This window comes from Pseudomonas sp. B21-012 (assembly GCF_024749305.1).
In the GTDB taxonomy this organism is placed as follows: domain Bacteria; phylum Pseudomonadota; class Gammaproteobacteria; order Pseudomonadales; family Pseudomonadaceae; genus Aquipseudomonas.
Map to the genome: position 1 here is coordinate 1,308,480 of NZ_CP087197.1, position 25,103 is coordinate 1,333,582.

At 61.9% G+C, this 25,103-nt stretch carries 22 protein-coding genes; all 22 read left to right on the forward strand.

Annotated features, from left to right (window positions below; all coding sequences use genetic code 11):
* Positions 1 to 30 precede the first annotated feature (30 nt).
* The 22 genes from tsf (at position 31) to ispD (ending at position 25,086) form a co-directional block, all read left to right on the forward strand.
* On the forward strand, positions 31 to 894 hold the full coding sequence (gene tsf / locus LOY37_RS05925; protein ID WP_045193627.1) for a translation elongation factor Ts: 864 nt from the start codon (positions 31 to 33) through the stop codon (positions 892 to 894).
* Between the two features lie 182 nt (positions 895 to 1,076).
* Positions 1,077 to 1,820: a UMP kinase gene (gene pyrH, locus LOY37_RS05930; protein ID WP_010224848.1), complete on the forward strand. Its 744-nt coding sequence runs from the start codon at positions 1,077 to 1,079 to the stop codon at positions 1,818 to 1,820.
* Complete coding sequence (gene frr, locus LOY37_RS05935; protein ID WP_045193626.1) at positions 1,817 to 2,374, forward strand: ribosome recycling factor; 558 nt, start codon at positions 1,817 to 1,819, stop codon at positions 2,372 to 2,374. The genes pyrH and frr overlap by 4 nt, the downstream gene beginning before the upstream one ends.
* An 18-nt stretch (positions 2,375 to 2,392) precedes the next feature.
* Positions 2,393 to 3,148, forward strand: coding sequence for a polyprenyl diphosphate synthase (uppS, locus tag LOY37_RS05940; RefSeq protein WP_010224846.1), 756 nt, complete (start codon positions 2,393 to 2,395; stop codon positions 3,146 to 3,148).
* Positions 3,148 to 3,963, forward strand: coding sequence for a phosphatidate cytidylyltransferase (locus tag LOY37_RS05945; RefSeq protein ID WP_045193625.1), 816 nt, complete (start codon positions 3,148 to 3,150; stop codon positions 3,961 to 3,963). Before uppS ends, LOY37_RS05945 begins: the two co-directional genes overlap by 1 nt.
* A complete protein-coding gene (ispC, locus tag LOY37_RS05950; protein ID WP_093386673.1) occupies positions 3,960 to 5,150 on the forward strand; it encodes a 1-deoxy-D-xylulose-5-phosphate reductoisomerase in 1,191 nt (396 codons plus the stop codon). Before LOY37_RS05945 ends, ispC begins: the two co-directional genes overlap by 4 nt.
* Positions 5,151 to 5,207: 57 nt before the next feature.
* A complete protein-coding gene (rseP, locus tag LOY37_RS05955; RefSeq protein WP_258716465.1) occupies positions 5,208 to 6,560 on the forward strand; it encodes an RIP metalloprotease RseP in 1,353 nt (450 codons plus the stop codon).
* 74 nt (positions 6,561 to 6,634) lie between these two features.
* Entirely contained in the window at positions 6,635 to 8,983 is a 2,349-nt protein-coding gene (gene bamA / locus LOY37_RS05960) for an outer membrane protein assembly factor BamA (RefSeq protein WP_258716466.1), read from the forward strand.
* Positions 8,984 to 9,027: 44 nt separating this feature from the next.
* Positions 9,028 to 9,531 carry an OmpH family outer membrane protein gene (locus LOY37_RS05965; RefSeq protein WP_038996736.1) on the forward strand — a complete coding sequence of 168 codons (504 nt, stop codon included), beginning with the start codon at positions 9,028 to 9,030 and terminating at the stop codon, positions 9,529 to 9,531.
* 2 nt (positions 9,532 to 9,533) lie between these two features.
* Entirely contained in the window at positions 9,534 to 10,589 is a 1,056-nt protein-coding gene (lpxD, locus tag LOY37_RS05970) for a UDP-3-O-(3-hydroxymyristoyl)glucosamine N-acyltransferase (RefSeq protein WP_045193620.1), read from the forward strand.
* A gap of 110 nt (positions 10,590 to 10,699) precedes the next feature.
* Positions 10,700 to 11,140 carry a 3-hydroxyacyl-ACP dehydratase FabZ gene (gene fabZ / locus LOY37_RS05975; RefSeq protein ID WP_010224833.1) on the forward strand — a complete coding sequence of 147 codons (441 nt, stop codon included), beginning with the start codon at positions 10,700 to 10,702 and terminating at the stop codon, positions 11,138 to 11,140.
* Positions 11,137 to 11,913 (forward strand): acyl-ACP--UDP-N-acetylglucosamine O-acyltransferase, encoded by a 777-nt coding sequence (gene lpxA, locus LOY37_RS05980; RefSeq protein ID WP_045193619.1) that lies wholly within the window; start codon positions 11,137 to 11,139, stop codon positions 11,911 to 11,913. Before fabZ ends, lpxA begins: the two co-directional genes overlap by 4 nt.
* Position 11,914: 1 nt before the next feature.
* The gene (lpxB, locus tag LOY37_RS05985) at positions 11,915 to 13,042 is read left to right on the forward strand and encodes a lipid-A-disaccharide synthase (RefSeq protein WP_258716467.1); all 1,128 of its coding nucleotides are present in this window, start codon (positions 11,915 to 11,917) and stop codon (positions 13,040 to 13,042) included.
* Positions 13,043 to 13,672 (forward strand): ribonuclease HII, encoded by a 630-nt coding sequence (gene rnhB, locus LOY37_RS05990; protein ID WP_093386668.1) that lies wholly within the window; start codon positions 13,043 to 13,045, stop codon positions 13,670 to 13,672.
* A gap of 108 nt (positions 13,673 to 13,780) precedes the next feature.
* On the forward strand, positions 13,781 to 17,302 hold the full coding sequence (dnaE, locus tag LOY37_RS05995) for a DNA polymerase III subunit alpha (protein ID WP_045193616.1): 3,522 nt from the start codon (positions 13,781 to 13,783) through the stop codon (positions 17,300 to 17,302).
* A 98-nt stretch (positions 17,303 to 17,400) separates the two neighbouring features.
* The gene (locus LOY37_RS06000; protein ID WP_045193615.1) at positions 17,401 to 18,348 is read left to right on the forward strand and encodes an acetyl-CoA carboxylase carboxyltransferase subunit alpha; all 948 of its coding nucleotides are present in this window, start codon (positions 17,401 to 17,403) and stop codon (positions 18,346 to 18,348) included.
* Between the two features lie 106 nt (positions 18,349 to 18,454).
* Positions 18,455 to 19,750, forward strand: a complete 1,296-nt coding sequence (gene tilS, locus LOY37_RS06005; protein WP_258716468.1) for a tRNA lysidine(34) synthetase TilS — start codon at positions 18,455 to 18,457, stop codon at positions 19,748 to 19,750.
* 271 nt (positions 19,751 to 20,021) lie between these two features.
* Positions 20,022 to 21,650: a CTP synthase gene (locus LOY37_RS06010; protein WP_038996727.1), complete on the forward strand. Its 1,629-nt coding sequence runs from the start codon at positions 20,022 to 20,024 to the stop codon at positions 21,648 to 21,650.
* A 3-nt stretch (positions 21,651 to 21,653) separates the two neighbouring features.
* Positions 21,654 to 22,499 carry a 3-deoxy-8-phosphooctulonate synthase gene (gene kdsA / locus LOY37_RS06015; protein ID WP_045193613.1) on the forward strand — a complete coding sequence of 282 codons (846 nt, stop codon included), beginning with the start codon at positions 21,654 to 21,656 and terminating at the stop codon, positions 22,497 to 22,499.
* A 153-nt stretch (positions 22,500 to 22,652) separates the two neighbouring features.
* Positions 22,653 to 23,942 (forward strand): phosphopyruvate hydratase, encoded by a 1,290-nt coding sequence (eno, locus tag LOY37_RS06020; RefSeq protein ID WP_123565775.1) that lies wholly within the window; start codon positions 22,653 to 22,655, stop codon positions 23,940 to 23,942.
* 161 nt (positions 23,943 to 24,103) lie between these two features.
* On the forward strand, positions 24,104 to 24,382 hold the full coding sequence (ftsB, locus tag LOY37_RS06025) for a cell division protein FtsB (RefSeq protein WP_038996723.1): 279 nt from the start codon (positions 24,104 to 24,106) through the stop codon (positions 24,380 to 24,382).
* Positions 24,379 to 25,086, forward strand: coding sequence for a 2-C-methyl-D-erythritol 4-phosphate cytidylyltransferase (ispD, locus tag LOY37_RS06030; RefSeq protein WP_045193610.1), 708 nt, complete (start codon positions 24,379 to 24,381; stop codon positions 25,084 to 25,086). The genes ftsB and ispD overlap by 4 nt, the downstream gene beginning before the upstream one ends.
* The last annotated feature ends 17 nt before the right edge of the window (positions 25,087 to 25,103 follow it).

Sequence of the window (25,103 nt, forward strand, 5' to 3'; positions counted from 1 at the left end):
GGTTGAAAACCTATCCAAGAGGATTTTGAAATGGCAGAGATTACTGCAGCGCTGGTCAAAGAACTGCGCGAGCGTACCGGCGAAGGCATGATGGACTGCAAGAAGGCCCTGACCAAGGCTGGCGGCGACATCGAAAAAGCCATCGACGACATGCGTGCTTCGGGCGCCATCAAGGCCGCCAAAAAGGCTGGCAACGTTGCTGCTGAAGGCGCTATCGCCATCAAGGCCGACGACAAGTCCGCCGTCCTGCTGGAAGTGAACTCGCAGACCGACTTCCTGGCCCTGCAAGACGACTTCAAAAACTTCGTCGCTGAAAGCGTTGAACAGGCTTTCGCTGAAAAACTGACCGACGCCGCTCCGCTGATCGCTTCGCGTGAAGCCGCTCGTGAAGCGCTGGTTGCCAAGGTTGGTGAGAACGTCAACATCCGTCGCCTGGTGCGCGTTGAAGGTGACGTTGTCGGTACCTACCTGCACGGTAACAAGATCGGTGTTGCTGTTGTCCTGAAGGGCGGCGACGTCCAGCTGGCCAAAGAAATCGCCATGCACGTGGCTGCCAGCAACCCAGAGTTCCTCAACCCTTCGGAAGTCTCCGCTGAAGCAATCGAGCGCGAGAAGGCTGTATTCATGCAGCTGAACGAAGAGAAGATGAAGGGCAAGCCTGAGAACATCGTCGCCAACATGATCGACGGTCGTATCAAGAAGTTCCTGGCCGAAGCTTCGCTGGTCGAGCAAGCCTTCGTCATGAACCCGGAAGTCAAGGTCGGCGAGCTGGCCAAGAAAGCCGGTGCTGAAATCGTTTCGTTCACCTACTTCAAAGTAGGCGAAGGCATCGAGAAGCCGGTCGACAACTTCGCTGAAGAAGTTGCTGCCCAGCTGGCTGCTGCCAAGCAATAAGACAGATTCACCTCTGTCGCCCCGAAGAGGCTGCCCGCTCACGCGCGCAGCCTCTTTGTCAAAGCGGGAGCGGTTTACGAGACCGCCTTTCGCTGGCGCAGTAGCTGCGCCACGCTAGAGTTACGCGCAGGCTGAAAACAGCCCGCCAGATTTTTTTACAAACGCCGCAGGAGAGATTCGCAATGGCTCAGCAGGGCAGTGGTTATCAAGCTCGCTATAAACGCATTCTACTCAAGCTTAGCGGCGAGGCCCTGATGGGCTCGGAAGAGTTCGGGATCGACCCCAAGGTCCTGGATCGCATGGCGCTGGAAGTCGGCCAGTTGGTCGGCATCGGTGTTCAGGTAGGTTTGGTGATCGGTGGTGGCAACCTGTTCCGTGGTGCGGCGCTCAGTGCAGCCGGCATGGACCGCGTCACTGGCGACCACATGGGCATGCTGGCGACCGTGATGAATGGCCTGGCCATGCGCGATGCGCTTGAGCGCGCCAACATTACCGCGATTGTCATGTCGGCCATCTCCATGGTTGGCGTTACCGATCACTATGATCGTCGCAAAGCCATGCGCCACCTGAACTCCAAAGAAGTGGTCATCTTCGCTGCCGGTACCGGCAACCCGTTCTTCACCACCGACTCCGCCGCTTGCCTGCGCGCCATCGAAATCGATGCCGACGTGGTATTGAAGGCAACCAAGGTCGATGGTGTATACACTGCAGATCCATTCAAAGACCCGCATGCCGAGAAGTTCGATCATCTGACCTACGATGAAGTGCTGGATCGCAAGCTGGGCGTGATGGACCTGACGGCAATCTGCCTTTGCCGCGATCACAAGATGCCGCTGCGCGTCTTCAACATGAACAAGCCCGGCGCCCTGCTGAACATCGTGCATGGCGGCGCTGAAGGAACTCTGATCGAGGAAGTTCAAAAATGATCAACGAAATCAAGAAAGACGCTCAAGCGCGTATGCAGAAATCCCTGGAGTCTCTGGCTTATGCGTTTGGCCAGATTCGCACCGGCAAGGCACACCCAAGCATCCTGGCAAGCGTGATGGTGCCTTACTACGGTACCGACACCCCGATCAGCGGCGTCGCCAACGTCACCGTTAAAGATTCGCGCACCCTGCAGGTCGTGGCTTTCGAGCGCAACATGCTCGCTGCCGTTGACAAGGCCATCCAGAGCGCCGGTTTGAACCTCAACCCGACCAACCTGGGTGAGTTGCTGCTGATCACCATGCCAGCCCTGACTGAAGAAACCCGCAAGGGCTTCACCAAGCAGGCGCGCAGTGCGGCCGAAGACGCTCGCGTGGCTGTGCGCAACATTCGCCGCGATGCTCTGGGTGAACTGAAGAAGCTGGTCAAGGACAAGGAAATCAGCGAAGACGAAGAACGTCGCGCCATCGCTGATATCGACAAGCTGACGAAAGATACCGAGGCCCAGATCACCAAGGCCACCGAAGAGAAAGAAAAGGACCTGATGGCCGTTTAAGGGTCGGGACTTTTTTTAATGGAAAAGACCAAGCAAGGTGTGTCCCCATCGGTGCCGCGCCATGTCGCGATCATCATGGATGGGAATAATCGCTGGGCGAAGAAGCGCCTGTTGCCCGGTGTCGCCGGGCACAAGGCCGGTGTCGATGCGGTGCGCGCGGTCATCGAGGTGTGCGCCGAGGCCAAGGTCGAGGTGCTGACCCTGTTCGCCTTTTCCAGCGAGAACTGGCAGCGCCCGGCCGAAGAGGTCGGAGCGTTGATGGAGTTGTTCTTCTCGGCCTTGCGCCGGGAAGCCAAGCGCCTCAACGACAACAATATCAGCCTGCGCATCATCGGTGACCGCTCGCGCTTTCACCCTGAGCTGCAGGCTGCCATGCGTGAGGCCGAAGCGGCGACCGCCGGCGCCAATCGATTCATCCTGCAGATCGCCGCCAACTACGGTGGTCAGTGGGATATCGCCCAGGCCGCCCAGCGCCTGGCGCGGGAAGTCCAGGCCGGTCACCTGCGCCCGGACGACATCACCCCCGAGCTGCTGCAGACCTGCCTGGCGACAGGCGACCTGCCGCTGCCCGACCTGTGCATCCGTACCGGTGGTGAGCACCGCATCAGCAATTTCTTGCTGTGGCAGCTGGCCTACGCCGAGTTGTACTTTTCCGACCTGTTCTGGCCGGACTTCAAACACGAGGCCATGCGTACTGCGCTGGCCGATTTCGCTTCGCGCCAGCGCCGCTTCGGGAAAACCAGCGAGCAGGTCGAAGCTGGAGCCCGTGCTTAATGCTTAAACAACGCATCATTACTGCGCTGATCCTGTTGCCGATCGCCCTGTGTGGCTTCTTCCTGCTGAACGGCGGCGACTTTGCCCTGTTCATCGGCGTGGTGGTGACCCTTGGCGCCTGGGAATGGGCGCGCCTGGCCGGCCTGGTCGGCCAGGCCCTGCGGGTGGCGTACGCGGCTGTAGTTGCAGGGCTGCTGATGCTGCTCTACCTGATGCCGGAACTGGCGCCCTGGGTATTGGGCGCGTCGGTGTTGTGGTGGGGCCTGGCGACCTGGCTGGTATTGACCTACCCGCGCAGCAGCGAGCTGTGGGCCAGCGTGGCCTGCCGCCTGCTGATCGGTTTGCTTATCCTGCTGCCGGCCTGGCAAGGCCTGGTGTTGCTCAAGCAATGGCCGCTGGGCAACTGGCTGATCATGGCGGTCATGGTGCTGGTCTGGGGGGCGGATATCGGTGCGTATTTCTCCGGCCGTGCCTTCGGCAAGCGCAAGCTGGCTCCGCAGGTCAGCCCGGGCAAGAGCTGGGAAGGCGTCTATGGCGGCCTGGCCCTGAGCCTGGTGATTACCGCGGCGGTGGGTATCTACCGTGACTGGAGCATCGGCGAGCTGTTGCTGGGCTTGTTGGGCGCAGGCGTGGTGGTGCTGGTATCGGTGGTGGGTGACCTGACCGAAAGCATGTTCAAGCGCCGCTCCGGGATCAAGGACAGCAGCAACCTGCTGCCCGGTCACGGCGGCGTGCTGGACCGTATCGACAGCCTCACTGCGGCGATCCCGGTGTTTGCGGTGCTGCTCTGGGCAGCCAATTGGGGCGTGATGTGAGCGGCGTGCAGCGTATTACCGTACTGGGTGCGACCGGTTCCATTGGTCTTAGCACCCTCGATGTAATTGCCCGTCACCCGGATCGTTACCAGGTGTTTGCCCTGAGCGGCTATTCGCGCTTGCAGGAGTTGCTGGCACTGTGCCTGCGTCACACCCCGGTATTTGCCGTGGTGCCTTCGGCCGAGGCTGCACAGCAACTGCGTGAAGGTCTGGCAACTGCAGGTTCGAGCACCGAGGTGCTGGTCGGCGAGCAGGGCTTGTGCCAGGTGGCTGCGGCTGCCGAGGTCGATGCCGTGATGGCGGCGATTGTCGGCGCCGCCGGCCTGCGTCCGACCCTGGCGGCGGTCGAGGCGGGCAAGAAGGTGCTGCTGGCCAACAAGGAAGCGCTGGTGATGTCCGGCGCCTTGTTCATGCAGGCAGTGCGGCGCAGTGGCGCTGTACTGCTGCCGATCGACAGTGAGCACAACGCGATCTTCCAGTGCCTGCCGGGTGATTACTCCCGCGGCCTGGCCCAGGTAGGCGTACGCCGCATCCTGTTGACCGCCTCCGGCGGGCCGTTTCGTGAAACGCCGATGGCCGAGCTCATGGATGTCAGCCCCGAGCAGGCCTGTGCCCACCCGAACTGGTCGATGGGCCGCAAGATTTCCGTCGACTCGGCAAGCATGATGAACAAGGGCCTGGAGTTGATCGAGGCCTGCTGGCTGTTCGATGCCCGGCCCGGTCAGGTCGAGGTGGTGGTGCACCCGCAAAGTGTGATCCACTCGCTGGTCGATTATGTCGATGGGTCGGTGCTGGCCCAGCTGGGCAATCCGGACATGCGCACGCCGATCGCCAATGCCCTGGCCTGGCCGGAGCGGATCGATTCGGGGGTGGCACCACTGGACCTGTTCGCGGTTGCCCGCCTGGACTTCAAGGCCCCGGACGAGCAGCGTTTCCCGTGCTTGCGCCTGGCCCGCGAGGCGGCGGAGGCAGGCAACAGTGCGCCGGCGATGCTCAACGCGGCCAATGAAGTGGCGGTGGAGGCATTTCTCCAGCGGCGCATCCGCTTCCCCGAGATCGCGAGTATGATCGAACAAGTGCTCGATCAGGAGCCGGTGGTTGCGGTGGAGTCGCTCGATGCGGTGTTTGCCGCCGATCAGCGCGCGCGGCAACTGGCCGGACAATGGTTGGCTCATCACGGCCGCTGAGGTCTGGCGCAGTAATGCGTCAGGCCCGGTGCCGCTGAACGTCATTCGGAGAGAGACATGAGTGCGCTCTACATGATTATCGGCACCCTGGTGGCATTGGGTGTGCTGGTCACCTTTCACGAATTTGGTCACTTCTGGGTGGCCCGGCGTTGCGGCGTCAAGGTTTTGCGTTTCTCCGTGGGTTTTGGCATGCCGCTGTTGCGCTGGCACGACCGCCATGGCACCGAGTTCGTGGTCGCGGCGATCCCGCTGGGCGGCTACGTGAAAATGCTCGATGAGCGCGAAGGCGAAGTGCCACGCGACCAGGTCGAGCAGTCGTTCAACCGCAAGTCGGTGCGTCAGCGAATCGCAATTGTGGCGGCGGGCCCGGTGGCCAACTTTCTGTTGGCGATTTTCTTCTTCTGGATTCTGGCCATGGTCGGCACCCAGCAGGAGCGCCCGGTCATTGGTGCGGTCGAGGTCGGGAGCATTGCCGAGGTGGCCGGGCTCAAGGCAGGCCAGGAAATTGTTTCCATTGATGGCAAACCGACCAGTGGCTGGGCTGCGGTCAACCTGCAACTGATCCGTCGCCTGGGCGAGAGCGGCCAGTTGCACATCAGCGTGCGGGAAGAGGGTGCGAGCGTCGACAGCCCCCACGTGCTGACCCTGAACAACTGGCTCAAGGGCGCCGACGAGCCCGACCCGATCCGCTCCCTGGGCCTGCGCCTGTGGCGCCCGGCCTTGCCGCCGGTGCTGGCTGAGCTCGACCCCAAGGGCCCGGCGCAGGCCGCCGGGCTGAAAACCGGCGACCGTCTGTTGGCCCTCGACGGCCAGGCGCTGAACGACTGGCAACAAGTGGTTGATACCGTGCGTGGCCGCGCTGGCAGCAAGATTGTCCTGCGTATCGAGCGTGACGGCGCGCCGCTTGAGCTGCCGGTAACCCTGGCCAGCCGTGGCGAAGGCCAATCGGCCACGGGGTACCTCGGGGCGGGGGTCAAGGCGGTGAAGTGGCCGGATGCCATGCTTCGCGAGGTCAGCTATGGGCCGCTCGAGGCTGTGGGGGAGGGGCTTTCACGCACCTGGAACATGAGCGTGCTGACCCTCGAATCACTGAAGAAAATGCTGTTCGGCGAGCTCTCGGTAAAAAACTTGAGCGGACCGATAACCATTGCTAAAGTGGCGGGCGCTTCGGCCCAGTCCGGCGTTGGAGATTTCCTGAATTTCCTCGCCTACCTGAGCATTAGCCTGGGGGTTCTTAATTTGCTGCCCATTCCTGTACTGGATGGGGGGCATTTGCTGTTCTACCTGATCGAGTGGGCGCGTGGTCGTCCGCTCTCGGATCGGGTGCAAGGTTGGGGGATCCAGATCGGTATCAGTTTGGTAGTCGGGGTGATGTTGCTTGCCCTGATCAACGATTTGGGTCGACTGTAAAGCTTCGCTCAATTGCGAACCTGCCGCGTCCCGCGGCGGGTCGTTTATTGCCAGTTGGAATAAGAAAGGACTTCATGAAACGTCTGCTGCTAACTGCGGTTCTCGCCGTACTGATGATCGCTGAAGTTCACGCCGAGTCCTTCACCATCTCCGATATTCGTGTCAATGGTCTGCAGCGGGTTTCCGCGGGCAGCGTTTTTGGTGCCTTGCCATTGAACGTCGGCGATGAGGCCGATGACCGGCGCCTGGTGGAATCCACCCGGTCCCTGTTCAAGACCGGATTCTTCCAGGACATCCAACTGAGCCGGGACGGCAACGTCCTGATCATTACCGTGGTCGAGCGTCCTTCGGTGTCGAGCATCGAGATCGAAGGCAACAAGGCGATCAGCACTGAAGACCTGATGAAGGGTCTGAAGCAGTCCGGTCTGTCCGAAGGCGAGATCTTCCAGCGTGCCACCCTTGAAGGCGTGCGCAACGAACTGCAGCGCCAGTACGTTGCCCAGGGCCGCTACTCGGCCGAGGTCGACACCGAAGTGGTGCCGCAGCCGCGTAACCGCGTGGGCCTGAAGATCAAGATCAACGAAGGCACCGTTGCTGCCATCCAGCACATCAACGTGGTCGGTAACACCGTCTTCGCTGATGAAGACCTGATCGGCCTGTTCGAGCTCAAGACCACCAACTGGCTGTCGTTCTTCAAGAACGATGACAAGTACGCCCGCGAAAAACTCTCCGGTGACCTGGAGCGTCTGCGTTCCTACTACCTGGACCGCGGCTACATCAACATGGACATCGCTTCCACCCAGGTGTCGATCACCCCGGACAAGAAGCACGTCTACATCACCGTCAACGTCAACGAAGGCGAGAAGTACACCGTTCGTGACGTCAAGCTTTCCGGCGACCTCAAGGTGCCTGAAGACCAGGTCAAGTCGCTGCTGCTGGTGCAGCCTGGCCAGGTATTCTCGCGCAAGGTGATGACCACCACCTCCGAGCTGATCACCCGTCGCCTGGGTAACGAAGGCTACACCTTCGCCAACGTCAACGGCGTGCCGCAGCCGCACGACGAAGACCACACCGTCGACATCATGTTCGTGGTCGACCCGGGCAAGCGTGCCTACGTCAACCGCATCAACTTCCGTGGCAACACCAAGTCCGAGGACGAAGTGCTGCGCCGTGAAATGCGCCAGATGGAAGGCGGCTGGGCGTCGACCTACCTGATCGACCAGTCCAAGACCCGTCTGGAGCGCCTGGGCTTCTTCAAGGAAGTCAACGTCGAGACCCCGGCCGTTCCGGGCACCGACGACCAGGTCGACGTCAACTACAGCGTTGAAGAGCAAGCCTCCGGTTCGATCACCGCCAGCGTCGGTTTCGCCCAGAGCGCAGGTCTGATCCTCGGTGGTTCGATCAGCCAGAACAACTTCCTCGGTACCGGTAACAAGGTTTCCCTGGGCCTGACCCGCAGTGAATACCAGAGCCGTTACAACTTCGGCTATGTCGACCCCTACTGGACTGCCGATGGCGTCAGCCTGGGCTACAACGCCTTCTATCGCACCACCGACTACGATGACCTCGACGTCGACGTGGCCAGCTATGCGGTCGACAGCCTGGGTGCCGGTGTCAGCGTCGGTTACCCGATCAGCGAAACTTCGCGCCTGACCTTCGGCCTGACCGTACAGCAGGACGAGATCAAGACCGGTAAGTACACTGTTGACGAGATCTTCGACTTCGTCGACAAAGAAGGCGACAAGTACCTGAACTTCAAGGCCTCGGCCGGTTGGTCCGAGTCGACCCTGAACAAGGGCGTACTGGCCACCCGCGGCCACTCGCAAAGCCTGGTGCTGGAAGCAACCACCCCGGGTAGCGACCTGTCGTTCTTCAAACTGGATTATCGTGGCCAGCTGTTCAAGCCGATCAACAATGATTACACCCTGCGCCTGCACACCGAGCTGGGCTATGGTGATGGTTTCGGTGGCACCTCGGGCCTGCCGTTCTACGAGAACTACTACGCCGGCGGTTTCAACTCGGTACGTGGCTTCAAGGACAGCAGCCTGGGCCCACGCAGTACGCCGAGCAAGGGTAACAAGCCTGGCACTATTGAAGACCCGGATCAGGACCCGCTGCCATTTGGTGGTAACGTTCTCGTCCAGGGTGGTGTAGAGCTGCTGTTCCCGCTGCCGTTCGTCAAGGACCAACGCTCGCTGCGCACTTCGGTCTTCTGGGATGTGGGTAACGTTTTCGACACCAACTGCGGTTCCAAGCCGGACTGCGAGAAGGTCGGCCTGTCGGGCCTGGCCAGCTCCGTCGGCCTGGGCGTGACCTGGATTACCGCGCTCGGTCCGTTGAGCTTCAGCCTGGCAATGCCGGTGAAGAAGCCGGACGAAGCCGATACCCAGGTGTTCCAATTCTCTCTGGGCCAGACCTTCTAAGGTCTGCCCCTTGCTAACGACAACGGATTCTGTAGGAGTGCATCGTGCGTAAGTTGACTCAACTGGCAGTACTGGCTGCGACCCTGATCGCAACCCCGGCTTTCGCCGAAATGAAAGTTGCTGTGCTGAACTATCAAATGGCCCTGCTCGAATCGGACGCGGCGAAGAAGTACGCCGTCGATGCCGAGAAGAAATTCGGCCCGCAGCTGACCAAGCTGAAGAACCTGGAAAGCAGCGCCAAGGGCATTGCCGACCGCATCCGTGCCGGTGGCGACAAGATGGCCCAGCCAGAGCGCGAGCGCCTGGAGCTTGAATATAAGCAAAAGGCCCGTGACTTCCAGTTCCAGTCCAAGGAGCTGAACGAGTCCAAGGCCGTGGCCGACCGCGAAATGCTCAAACAACTGAAGCCCAAGCTGGATGGCGCAGTTGAAGAAGTGATCAAGAAAGGCGGTTTCGACCTGGTTCTCGAGCGTGGCGCGGTCATTGATGTCAAACCTCAGTACGACATCACCCGCCAGGTCATCGAGCGCATGAACCAGTCCCGTTGATCATGACCGTGACCATGAAACTCGGTCAGCTGGCCGAGTTCCTCGGAGCCACCCTGAGTGGCCCCGAGGAGCTGGAAATCACTGGCCTGGCAACCCTTCAGGAAGCCGGGCCTGGGCAGTTGAGCTTCCTCGCCAACCCACAGTACCGCAAGTACCTGGGTGAAACCCAGGCGGCGGCGATCCTGCTCAAGCCGGCCGACGCCGAAGGTTTTGCCGGCAACGCCCTGATCGTTCCCGACCCGTACCTCGCCTACGCGCGCATCTCCCACCTGTTCGATCCAAAGCCCAGGGCTGTAGCGGGAATTCATCCCAGCGCCGTGGTTGCCGCCGATGCCCAGGTCGATGCCAGCGCCAGCATTGGTGCCTGCGCGGTAATCGAGAGCGGTGCGCAGATCGGCCCGGGTGTGACTATCGGTGCCCAGTGCTTCATCGGCGCGCGCTGCGTGATCGGTGAGGGCGGCTGGCTGGCCCCGCGGGTGACCCTGTACCACGACGTGCGTATCGGCAAGCGTGTGGTCATTCAGTCGGGCGCAGTGATCGGCGGCGAAGGCTTCGGCTTTGCCAACGAGAAAGGCGTGTGGCAGAAGATCGCCCAGATCGGCGGCGTGAGCATCGGCGATGATGTCGAGATCGGCGTCAACACTGCGGTCGACCGCGGCGCACTGGCCGACACCCGCATCGGTGACGGGGTCAAGCTCGACAACCAGATCCAGATCGCCCATAACGTGCAGATCGGCGATCATACGGCGATGGCGGCGTGTGTCGGGATTTCCGGCAGCACCAAGATCGGCAAGCATTGCACCATTGCCGGCGGTGTCGGCATGGTTGGACACATCGATGTCTGCGACAACGTTTTCGTATCCGGGATGACCATGGTGACGCGCTCGATTACCGAGCCAGGCGCTTATTCTTCCGGTACGGCGATGCAGCCGCTGGCCGAGTGGCGCAAAAGCGCCGCGCGAATTCGCCAGCTGGATGAGATGTCAAAACGCCTTCAACAACTGGAAAAGCGTCTCGCCGCCGTGACCTCTGGCGATAAAGCTTCATCAGAAGGCTGATACCATTTCCTGATCAAGAGCGAACAGCCCTAGACTGACTCTTTGATTTGCTAAAGGAGCGCCGTGTGAAAACCGGCGCTCCCTATCTTTACTACAGGCTTCCCCCCGAAATGATGGACATCAACGAGATTCGCGAATACCTGCCTCACCGTTACCCGTTCCTGCTGGTGGACCGGGTGGTGGAACTGGACGTCGAGGCCCAGCGCATTCGTGCCTACAAGAATGTCAGCATCAACGAACCTTTCTTCAATGGTCACTTCCCGGCGCATCCGATCATGCCGGGCGTGCTGATCATCGAAGCCATGGCCCAGGCGGCCGGTATCCTCGGCTTCAAGATGCTCGACGTCAAACCTGCGGACGGTACCCTGTACTACTTCGTCGGTTCCGACAAGCTGCGCTTCCGTCAGCCGGTGCTGCCGGGTGACCAGCTGATCCTCGAGGCCAAGTTCATCAGCTGCAAGCGCCAGATCTGGAAGTTCGAGTGCCAGGCGTCGGTTGACGGCAAGCCGGTATGCTCGGCCGAGATCATCTGCGCGGAACGCAAACTATGAGTTTGATTGACCCTCGGGCAATCATCGATCCATCGGCGAAGCTCGCCGACGGTGTCGAGGTAGGCCCTTGGTCGATCATCGGTGCCGGGGTCGAGATCGGCGAGGGGACCGTGATCGGTCCGCACGTGATTCTCAAAGGGCCGACCCGCATCGGTCGGCACAACCGCATCTACCAGTTTTCTTCGGTAGGCGAAGACACCCCTGACCTCAAGTACAAGGGTGAAGCCACGCGCCTGGTGATCGGTGATCACAATGTGATCCGCGAAGGCGTGACCATCCACCGTGGCACCGTGCAGGACCGCTCGGAAACCACCCTGGGTGATCACAACCTGATCATGGCCTATGCCCACATCGGTCACGACAGCGTCATCGGCAACCACTGCATCCTGGTCAACAACACCGCGCTGGCTGGCCATGTGCACGTCGACGACTGGGCGATCCTTTCCGGGTTCACCCTGGTGCATCAGTTCTGCCACATCGGTGCCCACAGCTTTTCCGGCATGGGTACGGCGATCGGCAAGGACGTGCCGGCCTACGTCACGGTGTTCGGCAACCCGGCCGAAGCGCGCAGCATGAACTTCGAGGGCATGCGCCGTCGTGGTTTCAGCGAAGACGCCATTCACGCCCTGCGCCGCGCCTACAAGGTGGTCTACCGCCAGGGCCTGACCGTCGAGCAGGCGATTGCCGAGCTGGCCGAGCCGGCTACCCAGTTCCCTGAAGTCGACGTGTTCCTCAAGTCGATCCAGAACTCCACCCGCGGCATCACCCGCTGACATGGCCGAGCTTTGTGTAGCGCTGGTGGCAGGTGAGGCCAGCGGCGATATTCTCGGCGCCGGGTTGATGCGCGCGCTCAAGGCGCGTCATCCGCAGGTACGCTTCATTGGCGTGGGTGGGCCGTTGATGCAGGCTGAAGGCCTGACTTCGTACTTCCCCATGGAACGCCTGGCGGTGATGGGCCTGGTCGAGGTGCTAGGGCGCCTGCGCGAGCTGCTCAAGCGCCGCAAGGAGCTGATCCAGACCCTGATCGCCGAGCGCCCGGATGTGTTCATCGGCATCGATGCCCCGGATTTTACCCTCAACATCGAACTGAACCTGCGCAAGGCCGGGATCAAGACCGTGCATTACGTCAGCCCGTCGGTCTGGGCCTGGCGGCAGAAGCGCGTGCTGAAGATTCGCGAAGGTTGCGACCTGATGCTCACGCTGTTTCCGTTCGAAGCCAAATTCTATGAAGAGAAGGGCGTGCCGGTGCGCTTCGTTGGCCACCCGTTGGCCGACAGCATTCCGCTGGACGCCGATCGGGCTGGTGCCCGTGAACAGCTGGGCCTGGCCAACGGGCCGCTGGTTGCCCTGATGCCCGGCAGCCGTGGCGGTGAAGTAGGGCGCCTGGGGGCGCTGTTCCTTGATACCGCCCAGCGTTTGCGCGAGCTGGTGCCGGGGGTACGTTTTATATCCCCGTGTGCCAATGCCGAGCGCCGTGCCCAGCTTGAGCAGATGCTCCAGGGCCGCGACCTGCCGGTGACCCTGCTCGACGGTCGCTCGCACCAGGCCCTGGCCGCCTGCGACGCGGTGCTGATCGCCTCTGGCACCGCCACCCTCGAAGCGCTGCTGTTCAAGCGGCCGATGGTGGTTGCCTACCGCTTGGCGCCGCTGACCTACTGGATTTTGAAACGCCTGGTAAAAAGCCCCTACGTGTCGCTGCCCAACCTGCTGGCCCAGCGCATGCTGGTGCCCGAGTTGCTGCAGGAAGCTGCCACTGCTGAGGCCCTGGCCCAGACCCTGGCGCCACTGGTGCACGGCGGTGTGCAGCAGACCGAAGGCTTTGACCAGATTCACCGTACCCTGCGCCGCGATGCCTCGAACCAGGCAGCTGACGCGGTGCTGGCCCTGCTGGAAAACCGATAGATGCAAATGGGATTGGACTTCAACCTGGTCGAGGACCTGGTCGCCGGTGTCGACGAAGTGGGCCGTGGCCCGCTGTGCGGCGCAGTGGTGACGGCGGCGGTGATTCTCGACCCGCAGCGGCCGATTCTGGGGCTCAACGACTCGAAGAAGCTCACCGAAGCCAAGCGTGAAAAGCTTTTTGACGAAATTTGCGAGAAGGCCCTGAGCTTCTGCATCGCCCGCGCCGAGGTCGAGGAAATCGACCAGCTCAACATCCTTCACGCCACCATGCTGGCCATGCAGCGTGCCGTCGAAGGCCTGAGCGTCACCCCGAAACTGGCGCTGATCGACGGTAATCGCTGCCCGCAGCTGTCGGTACCGGCGGCGCCGGTGGTCAAGGGCGATAGCCAGGTGCCGGCGATTGCCGCGGCATCGATCCTGGCCAAGGTCACCCGTGACCGCGAGATGGCGGCGTTCGAGCTGATCTACCCCGGCTACGGCATTGGCGGGCACAAGGGCTACCCGACGCCGGTGCACCTCGAAGCCCTGGCGCGCTTGGGGCCGACGCCGATTCACCGGCGCTCGTTCGCACCGGTACGCGCCGCCTACGAAGCCCGCGACGCCATCAGCAGCGGATTTGCCGAGGTCTGACCGGGCGCGGCAGGCGTCAGTAGTCAGGATCGCCCCGCACTGGCTGTTGTTTTGATCAAGGCCCGGTACAATCCGGGCCTTGTTGTTTTGTGCTGCTATAGGATCATCATGTCGGCTTCTTTCGTTCATCTTCGCCTGCACACCGAATACTCGCTGGTCGATGGCCTGGTGCGGATCAAGCCGCTGGCCAAGGCATTGGCGGCGATGAACATGCCGGCGGTCGCGGTTACCGACCAGAGCAACATGTGCTCGCTGGTCAAGTTCTACAAGAACGCCATGGGCGCCGGCATCAAGCCGATCTGCGGCGCCGACCTGTGGCTGGCCAACAGCGACCCGGATGCGCCGCTGTCGCGCATCTGCCTGCTGGCCATGGATGCCAAGGGCTACCGCAACCTCACCGAGTTGATTTCCCGTGGCTGGGTCGACGGCCAGCGCAACGGCCTGGTGATCATCGAGCGCCAGTGGATCGCCGAAGCCAGCGAGGGCGTGATCGCCCTGTCCGCGGCCAAGGAAGGCGACATCGGCATGGCCTTGCTCAATGGCAACCCGGACGAAGCCGAAGCCTTGCTGCGCGACTGGATGCAGATGTTCCCCGAGCGCTTCTACGTCGAAGTGCAGCGCACCAACCGCGCCGGTGACGAAGAATACCTGCACGCCGCCGTGGCCCTGGCCGACAAGCTGGACGCGCCGCTGGTAGCCACCAACGATGTGCGCTTTATCAAGCAGTCCGACTACGACGCCCACGAAACCCGCGTGTGCATCGGTGAAGGCCGGGCCCTGGATGACCCGCGCCGCTCGCGCAACTACAGCGACCAGCAGTACCTGAAAAGCCCGGAAGAAATGGCCGAGCTGTTCAGCGACCTGCCCGAAGCGATTGCCAACACCGTCGAGATCGCCAAGCGCTGCAACATCCAGGTGCAGTTGGGTAAGCACTTTCTGCCGGACTTTCCGACGCCCAACGGCATGGGTATCGACGACTACCTGCGCCACGTTTCCCACGAGGGCCTGGAAGAGCGTCTGGCGGTGTTGTGGCCGAAAGAGACCACGCCGAATTACCAAGAAAAGCGCCAGGTGTATCTGGACCGGCTGAAGTTCGAGCTGGATATCATCATCCAGATGGGCTTCCCCGGTTACTTCCTGATCGTTATGGACTTCATCAAGTGGGCCAAGAACAACGGCGTGCCGGTTGGCCCGGGCCGGGGTTCGGGTGCCGGTTCGCTGGTTGCCTACGTACTGAAGATTACCGACCTCGACCCGCTGGCCTATGACCTGCTGTTCGAACGTTTCCTCAACCCGGAACGGGTATCGATGCCCGACTTCGACGTCGACTTCTGCATGGATGGCCGCGACCGGGTAATCGAATACGTGGCTGACGCCTACGGGCGCAATGCCGTGAGCCAGATCATCACCTTCGGCACCATGGCGGCCAAGGCGGTGGTGCGCGACGTGGCGCGGGTCCAGGGCAAGTCCTACGGCCTGGCTGACCGCCTGTCGAAGATGATCCCCTTCGAAGTCGGCATGACCCTGGAAAAAGCCTACGAGCAGGAAGAGATCCTGCGCGATTTCCTCAAGAGCGATGAAGACGCCAAGGAAATCTGGGACATGGCCCTCAAGCTCGAGGGCGTCTGCCGGGGTACCGGTAAACACGCCGGTGGCGTGGTTATCGCGCCGACCAAGCTTACCGATTTCTCGCCGATTGCCTGTGATGAAGAGGGCGGCGGCCTGGTCACCCAGTTCGACAAGGATGACGTCGAGGCCGCAGGCCTGGTGAAGTTCGACTTCCTCGGCCTGCGTACCCTGACGATCATCAAGTGGGCGATGGAAACCATCAACCGCGAACAGGCCAAGAAAGGCCTGGATGACCTGAACATCGACTTCATCCCGCTGGATGACAAGAAGACCTACGACCTGCTGCAAAAGGCCGAAACCACGGCGGTGTTCCAGCTTGAATCGCGGGGCATGAAGGAGCTGATCAAGAAGCTCAAGCCCGACTGCCTGGAAGACCTCATCGCACTGGTGGCGCTGTTCCGTCCCGGCCCGCTGCAATCGGGCATGGTTGACGACTTCATCAACCGCAAGCACGGTCGCGCGGAACTTGCCTACCCGCACTCCGATTACCAGTACGAAGGCCTGAAACCCGTTCTGGCACCGACCTACGGCATCATCCTGTACCAGGAACAGGTGATGCAGATTGCCCAGGTCATGGCCGGTTACACCCTCGGTGGTGCGGACATGCTGCGCCGGGCCATGGGTAAGAAAAAGCCCGAGGAAATGGCCAAGCAGCGCGGCGGTTTCATTGAAGGTTGCGCCAGCAACAACATTGATCCGGACCTCGCCGGCAACATCTTCGACCTGGTAGAGAAATTCGCCGGCTACGGCTTCAACAAATCCCACTCCGCCGCCTACGGCCTGGTCTCGTACCAGACTGCCTGGCTCAAGACCCACTACCCGGCGCCGTTCATGGCCGCGGTGCTGTCGGCGGATATGCACAACACCGACAAGGTCGTGACCTTGATCGAGGAAGTGCGCAGCATGAAGCTGCGCCTCGATGCGCCGGACGTGAACACCTCCGACTTCAAGTTCACGGTCAACGACGATGGTCGCATCGTCTATGGCCTGGGGGCGATCAAGGGCGTGGGCGAGGGGCCGGTCGAGGCCATCGTCGAAGCCCGCGCCGGCGGCCCGTTCAAGGACCTGTTCGACTTCTGCGAGCGGGTCGACCTCAAGCGCATCAACAAGCGCACCCTCGATGCCTTGATCCGCAGTGGCGCGCTGGACCGCCTGGGCCCGTACTTCCATGACGAGCTCAAGGCCTACCAGGCCAACATCGACCGCAACCGCGCAGTGCTGCTGGCGGCGATGGAAGAGGCGATCAAGGCGGCCGAGCAAACCGCGCGCACCGCCGACAGTGGCCACGCCGACCTGTTCGGCGGGCTGTTTGTCGAAGAGGATGCCGACGTTTATGCCAACCACCGCAAGGCCCGCGAGCTGACCCTCAAGGAGCGCCTGCGTGGTGAAAAAGACACTCTGGGCCTGTACCTGACCGGTCACCCGATCGACGAGTACGAAGGCGAGATCCGCCGTTTTGCCCGCCAGCGCATCATTGACCTCAAGCCTGCGCGCGACACCCAGACCGTCGCCGGGATGATCATTGCCCTGCGCGTGATGAAGAACAAGAAGGGCGACAAGATGGGCTTTGTCACCCTCGACGACCGCTCCGGGCGCATCGAGGCCTCGCTGTTTGCCGATGCCTTCATGGCCAACCAGGCGCTGCTGCAGACCGATGCTATGGTGGTGGTTGAAGGCGAGGTCAGCAACGATGACTTCTCCGGCGGCCTGCGCCTGCGGGTCAAGCGCGTGATGAGCATGGAAGATGCCCGCACCAACCTGGCCGAAAGCCTGCGCCTTAAAGTGCACGCCGATGCCCTCAAGGGCGACCGGCTGAACTGGCTGGGCGAGCTGTTCAAGCGCCATCGCGGCGCCTGCCCGATCACCATGGAATACACCGGCAGCGATGCCAAGGCCATGCTGCAGTTCGGCGAAAGCTGGCGCATCGACCCGGCCGATGGCTTGATTCAGGCCCTGCGTGACCAGTTCGGACGTGAGAACGTCTTTTTGCAATATCGATGAATTTTTAATCTCGACCTGAATGCGCCTGATCCCTTAAGGTAGGGCGCCAAACGGATCAACCGGCCGGCCGCCTGGCCGTAGACCCAAGACGGATGCCTATGAACCCGAATTTTCTGGATTTCGAACAGCCGATTGCTGACCTGCAAGCCAAGATCGAAGAGCTGCGCCTGGTTGGCAATGACAACTCGCTGAACATCGGCGATGAGATCGCCCGTCTGCAAGACAAGAGCAGCACCCTGACCGAAAGCATTTTCGGCAACCTGACCAGCTGGCAGATCGCCCGCCTGGCCCGTCACCCGCGCCGTCCGTACACCCTGGACTACATCGAGCACATCTTCACCGAGTTCGACGAGCTGCACGGTGACCGTCACTTCTCCGACGACGCCGCGATTGTCGGTGGTATCGCCCGCCTGGACGACAAGCCGGTGATGGTCATCGGTCATCAGAAAGGCCGCGAAGTGCGCGAAAAGGTTCGCCGCAACTTCGGCATGCCGCGCCCTGAAGGCTACCGCAAGGCTTGCCGCCTGATGGAAATGGCCGAGCGTTTCAAGATGCCGATCCTGACCTTCATCGACACCCCGGGCGCTTACCCGGGCATCGACGCCGAAGAGCGCAACCAGAGCGAAGCCATTGCCTGGAACCTGCGGGTCATGGCCCGCCTGAAAACCCCGATCATCGCCACCGTAATCGGTGAAGGTGGTTCCGGCGGTGCACTGGCCATCGGTGTCTGCGACCAGCTGAACATGCTGCAGTATTCGACCTACTCGGTGATCTCGCCGGAAGGTTGCGCCTCGATCCTGTGGAAGACCGCCGAAAAGGCCTCCGACGCAGCCGAAGCCATGGGCATCACCGCCGAGCGCCTGAAAGGCCTGGGCATCGTCGACAAGGTTATCGCCGAGCCCCTGGGCGGCGCGCACCGTGATCCGGCAAAAATGTCCGCCACCGTTCGCGGCGAGCTGATCGAGCAACTGGACATGCTCAAGAAGTTCGACAACGACGCGCTGCTCAAGCGCCGCTATGACCGTCTGATGAGCTACGGGCTCTGATCTGACAATCGCGGGTCAAGCCCGCTCCCACAGGGCTCCAGGCAAACTGTGGGAGCGGGCTTGACCCGCGATCGAGCGCAAAGCGCTCGCCACCGGGTCGACGCTGATGATTGATCTTCACACCAAGCTGTCCCCCTGGCTCACCGCCCCCTCCTGGTGCATCGCCCTCTCCGGCGGCCTGGATTCCAGTGTCCTCCTGCACCTGCTGGCAAGCCTGTCCCGCCAGCAGCCAATACCGCCCATCCGCGCGATTCACATCCACCACGGCCTGCAGGCTGCGGCCGACGCCTGGCCGGCGCATTGTCAGCGCCTGTGCGACGCCCTGGGCGTTGAATTGCAGATCATTCGGGTCAAGGTCGCCCCTGGCGCCAGCATTGAGCAGGGCGCCCGTGACGCGCGTTACGCCGCCTTTACCGCTGCCTTGCATCCCGGCGAAATCCTGTTGACCGGCCAGCACCGCGAAGACCAGGCCGAAACCTTGCTGTTTCGCCTGTTGCGCGGCGCCGGCCTGCGCGGCCTGGGCGCCATGCCCGGGCAGCGGCCGCTAGGGCAGGGCCTGCTGCTGCGGCCGTTGCTGGGTGTTTCGCGTAACGACCTGCAGGCGTACGCCAAGGCTCAGCAGTTGAGCTGGATCGAAGACCCGTCCAACACCGATACGCAATTCTCGCGCAACTACCTGCGCCACCAGGTGTTCCCGGCACTGCTGCAGCGCTGGCCGCAGGCCGCGCAAAACCTCGCGCGCAGCGCCGAGCACTTGAGCGAAGCCCAGGGCCTGCTCGATGAACTGGCGCACGACGACCTGGCCCGGGCCGCGACCCCGGCAGCGTTCGACTGGCTTGGCCTGGACTCGCTCGACCTCGAGGTGCTGCGCGAGCTATCCCCGGCGCGCCAGCGCAATGCCCTGCAACATTGGCTGGCGCCGCGCACGCGCTTGCCCGACAGCCGCCACTGGGCAGGCTGGGAGGCCCTGCGCGATGCGGCATCCGACGGACGGCCACTGTGGCAACTGACCGACGGCCAATTGCACCGCGCCGCTGGCCGTATCTGGTGGCTGGCCGGTGACTGGCTGATACCTGCAGGTGGCCGGCAGGTCTGGGCTGACCCGCACAAAGCACTGACCTTGAGCCACAACGGCAGTGTCAGCCTCAGCGGCACGTTGCCGCAGGGCCCCTTGCACATTGCCTACCGCCAGGGCGGCGAAACCCTGGCAATTGCCGGCCGCGGCCAGCGCGACTTGAAGCGCCTGCTCAACGAGGCGCAACTGCCGTCATTCGCCCGTTCGCGCCTGCCGTTGCTGTATTGCGCCGGGCAATTGCTGGCGGTCGCCAACCTGCCGGGGCTGAGCCAGGGCGACTGGCAATTGCATTGGCATGCGCCGACGAGCGAGCAAGGTTTGAGATGAAAGGCACATTCGGGTAGACTACGCTCCCTTCTTGATACAGCTTCTGTGGCTTCCCCGAAATCACAGCAGTTGCCGATTACCAAGCAGTTTTTTGCTGGGCGATTCTAAAAATGTTTAGCGAGCTCCTAACCGGGTATCCAACCCCCGGTGTGACCAGACGCGGCAGTTTTTTAAGATGCACTGTGATTGACGCAGGTGATCGGGGGCTTCGGCCTTCCTTCGCTTTCCCCGGCGGCACTGACCGCTTTAACGCAGACTTCTAGGGTTTTTCATGACGCGCTACATATTCGTCACGGGCGGTGTTGTTTCTTCATTGGGGAAAGGCATTGCCTCGGCTTCATTGGCGGCCATCCTGGAGGCGCGGGGGCTCAAGGTCACCATGCTCAAGCTGGACCCGTACATCAACGTCGACCCGGGCACCATGAGCCCGTTCCAGCACGGTGAAGTGTTCGTCACCCATGACGGCGCCGAGACCGACCTGGACCTGGGCCACTACGAGCGGTTCATCCGCACGACCATGACCCAGAACAACAACTTCACCACCGGCCGTATCTACGAGCACGTGCTGCGCAAAGAGCGCCGTGGTGATTACCTGGGCGCGACCATCCAGGTCATTCCGCACATCACCGACGAGATCAAGCGCCGCATCATCAAGGGTGCCGGCGACGCCGACGTGGCCCTGGTGGAAATCGGCGGTACCGTGGGTGACATCGAGTCGCAACCGTTCCTCGAGGCTATCCGTCAGCTGCGCGTCGAAGTGGGCTCCAAGCGCGCCATGCTGATGCACCTGACCCTGGTGCCGTACATCGCCACCGCTGGCGAGACCAAGACCAAGCCAACCCAGCACTCGGTCAAGGAGCTGCGCTCCATCGGCCTGCAGCCAGACGTGCTGATCTGCCGCTCCGACCATCCGGTGGATGTCTCCTCGCGCCGCAAGATCGCCCTGTTCACCAACGTCGAAGAGCGTGCGGTGATCTCCCTGGAAGACGTCGACACCATCTACAAGATCCCGGCCGTACTGCACGCCCAGGGCCTGGATGACTTCGTCGTCGAGCGTTTCGGCCTGCAATGCAACGGTGCCGACCTGTCCGAGTGGGAAAAGGTCGTCGACGCCAAGCTCAACCCCGAGCACGAAGTCACCATCGCCATGGTTGGCAAGTACATGGAGCTGCTGGACGCCTACAAGTCGCTGATCGAAGCGATGAGCCATGCCGGCATCCAGAACCGCACCAAGGTCAACCTGCGCTACATCGACTCCGAAGACATCGAGAACCAGGGCACCAGCCTGCTCGAGGGCGCCGATGCGATCCTGGTTCCAGGCGGTTTCGGCCTGCGTGGCGTCGAAGGCAAGATCACTGCCGTGCAATATGCTCGCGAGAACAAGGTCCCGTACCTGGGTATCTGCCTGGGCATGCAGGTGGCGGTCATCGAATTCGCCCGTAACGTCATGGGCTGGAAAGACGCCAACTCCACCGAGTTCGATCGCAACAGCGGTCACCCGGTCGTCGGCCTGATCACCGAGTGGGAAGATGCCACCGGCGCAGTCGAAACCCGTACCGAAGCCTCGGACCTGGGCGGCACCATGCGTCTGGGCGCCCAGGAATGCCAGCTGGCAAGCGGCTCCAAGGTTCACGACTGCTACGCCAAGGACGTGATCGTCGAGCGTCATCGTCATCGCTACGAAGTGAACAACAACCTGCTGCCACAACTGGTCGAAGCCGGCCTGAAAGTCTCCGGTCGTTCCGGTGACGGCGCGCTGGTTGAAGTGGTCGAGTCCCAGGATCATCCATGGTTCGTCGCTTGCCAGTTCCACCCGGAGTTTACCTCGACCCCGCGTGACGGCCATCCGCTGTTCAGCGGCTTCGTCAAGGCGGCACTGGCTCAAAAGAACAAGGCCTGATTCATGACCCAGAAGATCATTCGCGTCGGTAACATCGAGATCGCCAACGACAAGCCGTTCGTCCTGTTCGGCGGCATGAACGTGCTGGAATCCCGTGACCTGGCCATGAAAGTCTGTGAAGAGTACGTGCGGGTTACCGAGAAACTCGGTATCCCTTACGTGTTCAAGGCCAGCTTCGACAAGGCCAACCGTTCGTCGATCAACTCCTACCGTGGCCCTGGCCTGGAAGAGGGGATGAAGATCTTCGAAGAGATCAAGAAGACCTTCAACGTGCCGGTCATCACCGACGTGCACGAGCCAGAACAGGCTGCCGCGGTGGCCAAGGTCTGCGACATTATCCAGTTGCCGGCCTTCCTCTCGCGCCAGACCGACCTGGTGGTGGCCATGGCCAAGACCGGCGCGGTGATCAACATCAAGAAGGCGCAGTTCCTCGCACCCCAGGAAATGAAACACATCCTGACCAAGTGCGAAGAGGCCGGTAACGATCAGTTGATCCTCTGCGAGCGTGGTTCGAGCTTCGGTTACAACAACCTGGTGGTGGACATGCTCGGCTTCGGCATCATGAAGCAATTCGAGTACCCGGTGTTCTTCGACGTCACCCACTCCCTGCAGATGCCGGGTGGTCGCGCCGATTCCGCCGGTGGTCGCCGCGCCCAGGTCACCGACCTGGCCAAGGCAGGCCTGAGCCAGGGCCTGGCTGGCCTGTTCCTCGAGGCGCATCCGGATCCGGACAACGCCAAGTGTGACGGTCCTTGCGCCCTGCGCCTGGACAAACTGGAGCCTTTCCTGGCCCAGCTCAAGCAACTTGATGACCTGGTGAAGAGTTTTCCGACGGTAGAAACCGCGTAATCCTCGATTCTCCGGTAAAGTACCCCCCGTTCAACCTCTGACCCTCGGGTCAGGGGTCTGCTTTCGCCGGGCCTGCCTGTTTCAAATTGCCCGGCGAGCGGCAAGATTTTTCTCAGCTGCGTTGTTTTCGTCAATTCTGGAGTGCTTACAACAATGGCAAAAATCGTCGACATCAAAGGTCGTGAAGTTCTCGATTCGCGTGGTAACCCTACCGTAGAAGCGGACGTGCTGCTCGACAACGGCATCATCGGCAGCGCCTGCGCGCCGTCCGGTGCTTCCACTGGCTCGCGCGAAGCGCTGGAGCTGCGTGATGGCGACAAGAGCCGTTACATGGGCAAGGGCGTACTCAAGGCAGTTGCCAACATCAACGGCCCGATCCGCGACCTGCTGCTGGGCAAGGACCCGGTTGACCAGAAAGCCCTCGACCGCGCCATGATCGAACTGGACGGTACCGAGAACAAGGCCAAGCTGGGCGCCAACGCCATCCTCGCCGTGTCCCTGGCTGCCGCCAAGGCCGCTGCCCAGGACCAGGACCTGCCGCTGTACGCGCACATCGCCAACCTCAACGGCACCCCAGGCCAGTACTCGATGCCGGTTCCGATGATGAACATCATCAACGGCGGCGAGCACGCCGACAACAACGTCGACATCCAGGAGTTCATGGTTCAGCCGGTTGGCGCCAAGACCTTCTCCGACGCGCTGCGCATGGGCACCGAGATTTTCCATCACCTCAAGGCTGTGCTGAAGGCCCGTGGCCTGAACACCGCTGTCGGTGACGAAGGTGGTTTCGCGCCTAACCTGGCATCCAACGAAGACGCGCTGTCGGCCATCGCCGAAGCCATCGCCAACGCCGGTTACAAGCTGGGCACCGACGTCACCCTGGCCCTGGACTGCGCGGCCAGCGAGTTCTACGAAGATGGCAAGTACAACCTGTCCGGCGAAGGCAAGTCGTTCGACGCCGAAGGTTTTGCCGACTACCTCAAAGGCTTGACCGAGCGCTTCCCGATCATCTCGATCGAAGACGGCCTGGACGAGTCCGACTGGGCTGGCTGGAAGATCCTCACCGACAAGATCGGCGCCAAGGTGCAACTGGTCGGTGACGACCTGTTCGTGACCAACACCAAGATCTTGAAAGAAGGCATCGACAAGAACATCGCCAACTCGATCCTGATCAAGTTCAACCAGATCGGCTCGCTGACCGAAACCCTGGAAGCCATCCAGATGGCCAAGGCTGCCGGCTACACCGCGGTGATCTCGCACCGTTCGGGCGAAACCGAAGACTCGACCATTGCCGACCTGGCCGTGGGTACCGCTGCCGGCCAGATCAAGACCGGTTCGCTGTGCCGTTCCGACCGCGTCTCCAAGTACAACCAATTGCTGCGTATCGAAGAGCAACTGGGCAGCAAGGCTGTGTACCGTGGCCGTGCCGAGTTTCGCGGCTAAGCAAGAGATGGTAAAAAGACCGCAGCAAAGCGGCGCTGAACGGTCATACTGATCGTTCAGAAGCCCTTGCTGCAGGTGTCTGAACACAAAGCCTGGCTTCGGCCAGGCTTCGTGCCATCAGCGACCTGCAGATGTGGCGGTCTTTTCCACTGGATACCCTGATGCGCAGTCCTTATTGGTTGTTCCTCGTCTTGCTCCTGCTGCTCGGTGGCCTGCAGTATCGTCTGTGGGTGGGCAATGGCAGCCTGGCCCAGGTCACCGAACTCAAGCAACAGATCGCTGACCAGCACGCTGAAAACGAGCGTTTGCTGGAGCGTAACCGTGTGCTTGATGCCGAGGTACTGGAGTTGAAGAAAGGTATGGAAACCGTCGAAGAACGGGCTCGCCACGAACTGGGTATGGTCAAGGAGGGCGAAACCCTCTACCAGCTTGCCCAATGAACCCGACCTTGCCGGCCTTCTGGGCCGTGATTCCCGCCGCGGGTGTTGGTGCCCGCATGGCTGCCGACCGTCCCAAGCAGTACCTGCAGTTGGGCGGGCAGACCATTCTCGAGCATAGCCTCGACTGTTTTCTTGACCATCCCTGCGTCAAAGGGGTGGTGGTCAGCGTTGCCGCTGACGATCCCTACTGGCCCGGTTTGCGCTGCGCCAGCGATCCCCGTATCCAGCGTGCCGAAGGCGGCCAGGAACGTGCCGATTCGGTGCTCAATGCCTTGTTGCTGCTGCACGCCCAGGGTGCGGCGGACAGCGACTGGGTGCTGGTGCACGACGCCGCGCGGCCGAACCTGGCCCGCAGCGACCTCGACCGCTTGCTCGCAGAGCTTGCCGATGACCCGGTGGGTGGACTGCTGGCGGTGCCGGCACGCGATACCCTCAAGCGCGCCGATGCCAACGGCCGGGTCAGCAGCACAATCGACCGCAGTACCGTGTGGCAAGCCTACACGCCACAGATGTTCCGCCTCGGTGCCTTGCACCGGGCCCTGGCCGACAGCCTGGTGGCCGACGTGGCGATTACCGACGAATCATCGGCCATCGAATGGGCCGGGCAGGCGCCGCGCCTGATCGAAGGGCGCAGCGACAACATCAAGGTCACCCGCCCCGAAGACCTCGAGTGGCTGCGCCAGCGCTGGGCCAAGCGCGGTTGAGCACTCTTCGCGGGGCA

Excerpts from the sequence above, each read along its gene's own strand:
- ftsB (WP_038996723.1), top strand. The coding sequence starts at position 24,104 with ATGCGCAGTCCTTATTGGTTGTTCCTCGTCTTGCTCCTGCTGCTCGGT.
- bamA (WP_258716466.1), top strand. The coding sequence starts at position 6,635 with ATGAAACGTCTGCTGCTAACTGCGGTTCTCGCCGTACTGATGATCGCT.
- fabZ (WP_010224833.1), top strand. The coding sequence starts at position 10,700 with ATGATGGACATCAACGAGATTCGCGAATACCTGCCTCACCGTTACCCG.
- LOY37_RS06010 (WP_038996727.1), top strand. The coding sequence starts at position 20,022 with ATGACGCGCTACATATTCGTCACGGGCGGTGTTGTTTCTTCATTGGGG.
- dnaE (WP_045193616.1), top strand. The coding sequence starts at position 13,781 with ATGTCGGCTTCTTTCGTTCATCTTCGCCTGCACACCGAATACTCGCTG.
- rnhB (WP_093386668.1), top strand. The coding sequence starts at position 13,043 with ATGCAAATGGGATTGGACTTCAACCTGGTCGAGGACCTGGTCGCCGGT.
- lpxA (WP_045193619.1), top strand. The coding sequence starts at position 11,137 with ATGAGTTTGATTGACCCTCGGGCAATCATCGATCCATCGGCGAAGCTC.
- tsf (WP_045193627.1), top strand. The coding sequence starts at position 31 with ATGGCAGAGATTACTGCAGCGCTGGTCAAAGAACTGCGCGAGCGTACC.
- frr (WP_045193626.1), top strand. The coding sequence starts at position 1,817 with ATGATCAACGAAATCAAGAAAGACGCTCAAGCGCGTATGCAGAAATCC.
- rseP (WP_258716465.1), top strand. The coding sequence starts at position 5,208 with ATGAGTGCGCTCTACATGATTATCGGCACCCTGGTGGCATTGGGTGTG.
- eno (WP_123565775.1), top strand. The coding sequence starts at position 22,653 with ATGGCAAAAATCGTCGACATCAAAGGTCGTGAAGTTCTCGATTCGCGT.
- LOY37_RS05945 (WP_045193625.1), top strand. The coding sequence starts at position 3,148 with ATGCTTAAACAACGCATCATTACTGCGCTGATCCTGTTGCCGATCGCC.
- ispD (WP_045193610.1), top strand. The coding sequence starts at position 24,379 with ATGAACCCGACCTTGCCGGCCTTCTGGGCCGTGATTCCCGCCGCGGGT.
- tilS (WP_258716468.1), top strand. The coding sequence starts at position 18,455 with ATGATTGATCTTCACACCAAGCTGTCCCCCTGGCTCACCGCCCCCTCC.
- lpxD (WP_045193620.1), top strand. The coding sequence starts at position 9,534 with ATGACCGTGACCATGAAACTCGGTCAGCTGGCCGAGTTCCTCGGAGCC.
- LOY37_RS06000 (WP_045193615.1), top strand. The coding sequence starts at position 17,401 with ATGAACCCGAATTTTCTGGATTTCGAACAGCCGATTGCTGACCTGCAA.
- kdsA (WP_045193613.1), top strand. The coding sequence starts at position 21,654 with ATGACCCAGAAGATCATTCGCGTCGGTAACATCGAGATCGCCAACGAC.
- pyrH (WP_010224848.1), top strand. The coding sequence starts at position 1,077 with ATGGCTCAGCAGGGCAGTGGTTATCAAGCTCGCTATAAACGCATTCTA.
- uppS (WP_010224846.1), top strand. The coding sequence starts at position 2,393 with ATGGAAAAGACCAAGCAAGGTGTGTCCCCATCGGTGCCGCGCCATGTC.
- lpxB (WP_258716467.1), top strand. The coding sequence starts at position 11,915 with ATGGCCGAGCTTTGTGTAGCGCTGGTGGCAGGTGAGGCCAGCGGCGAT.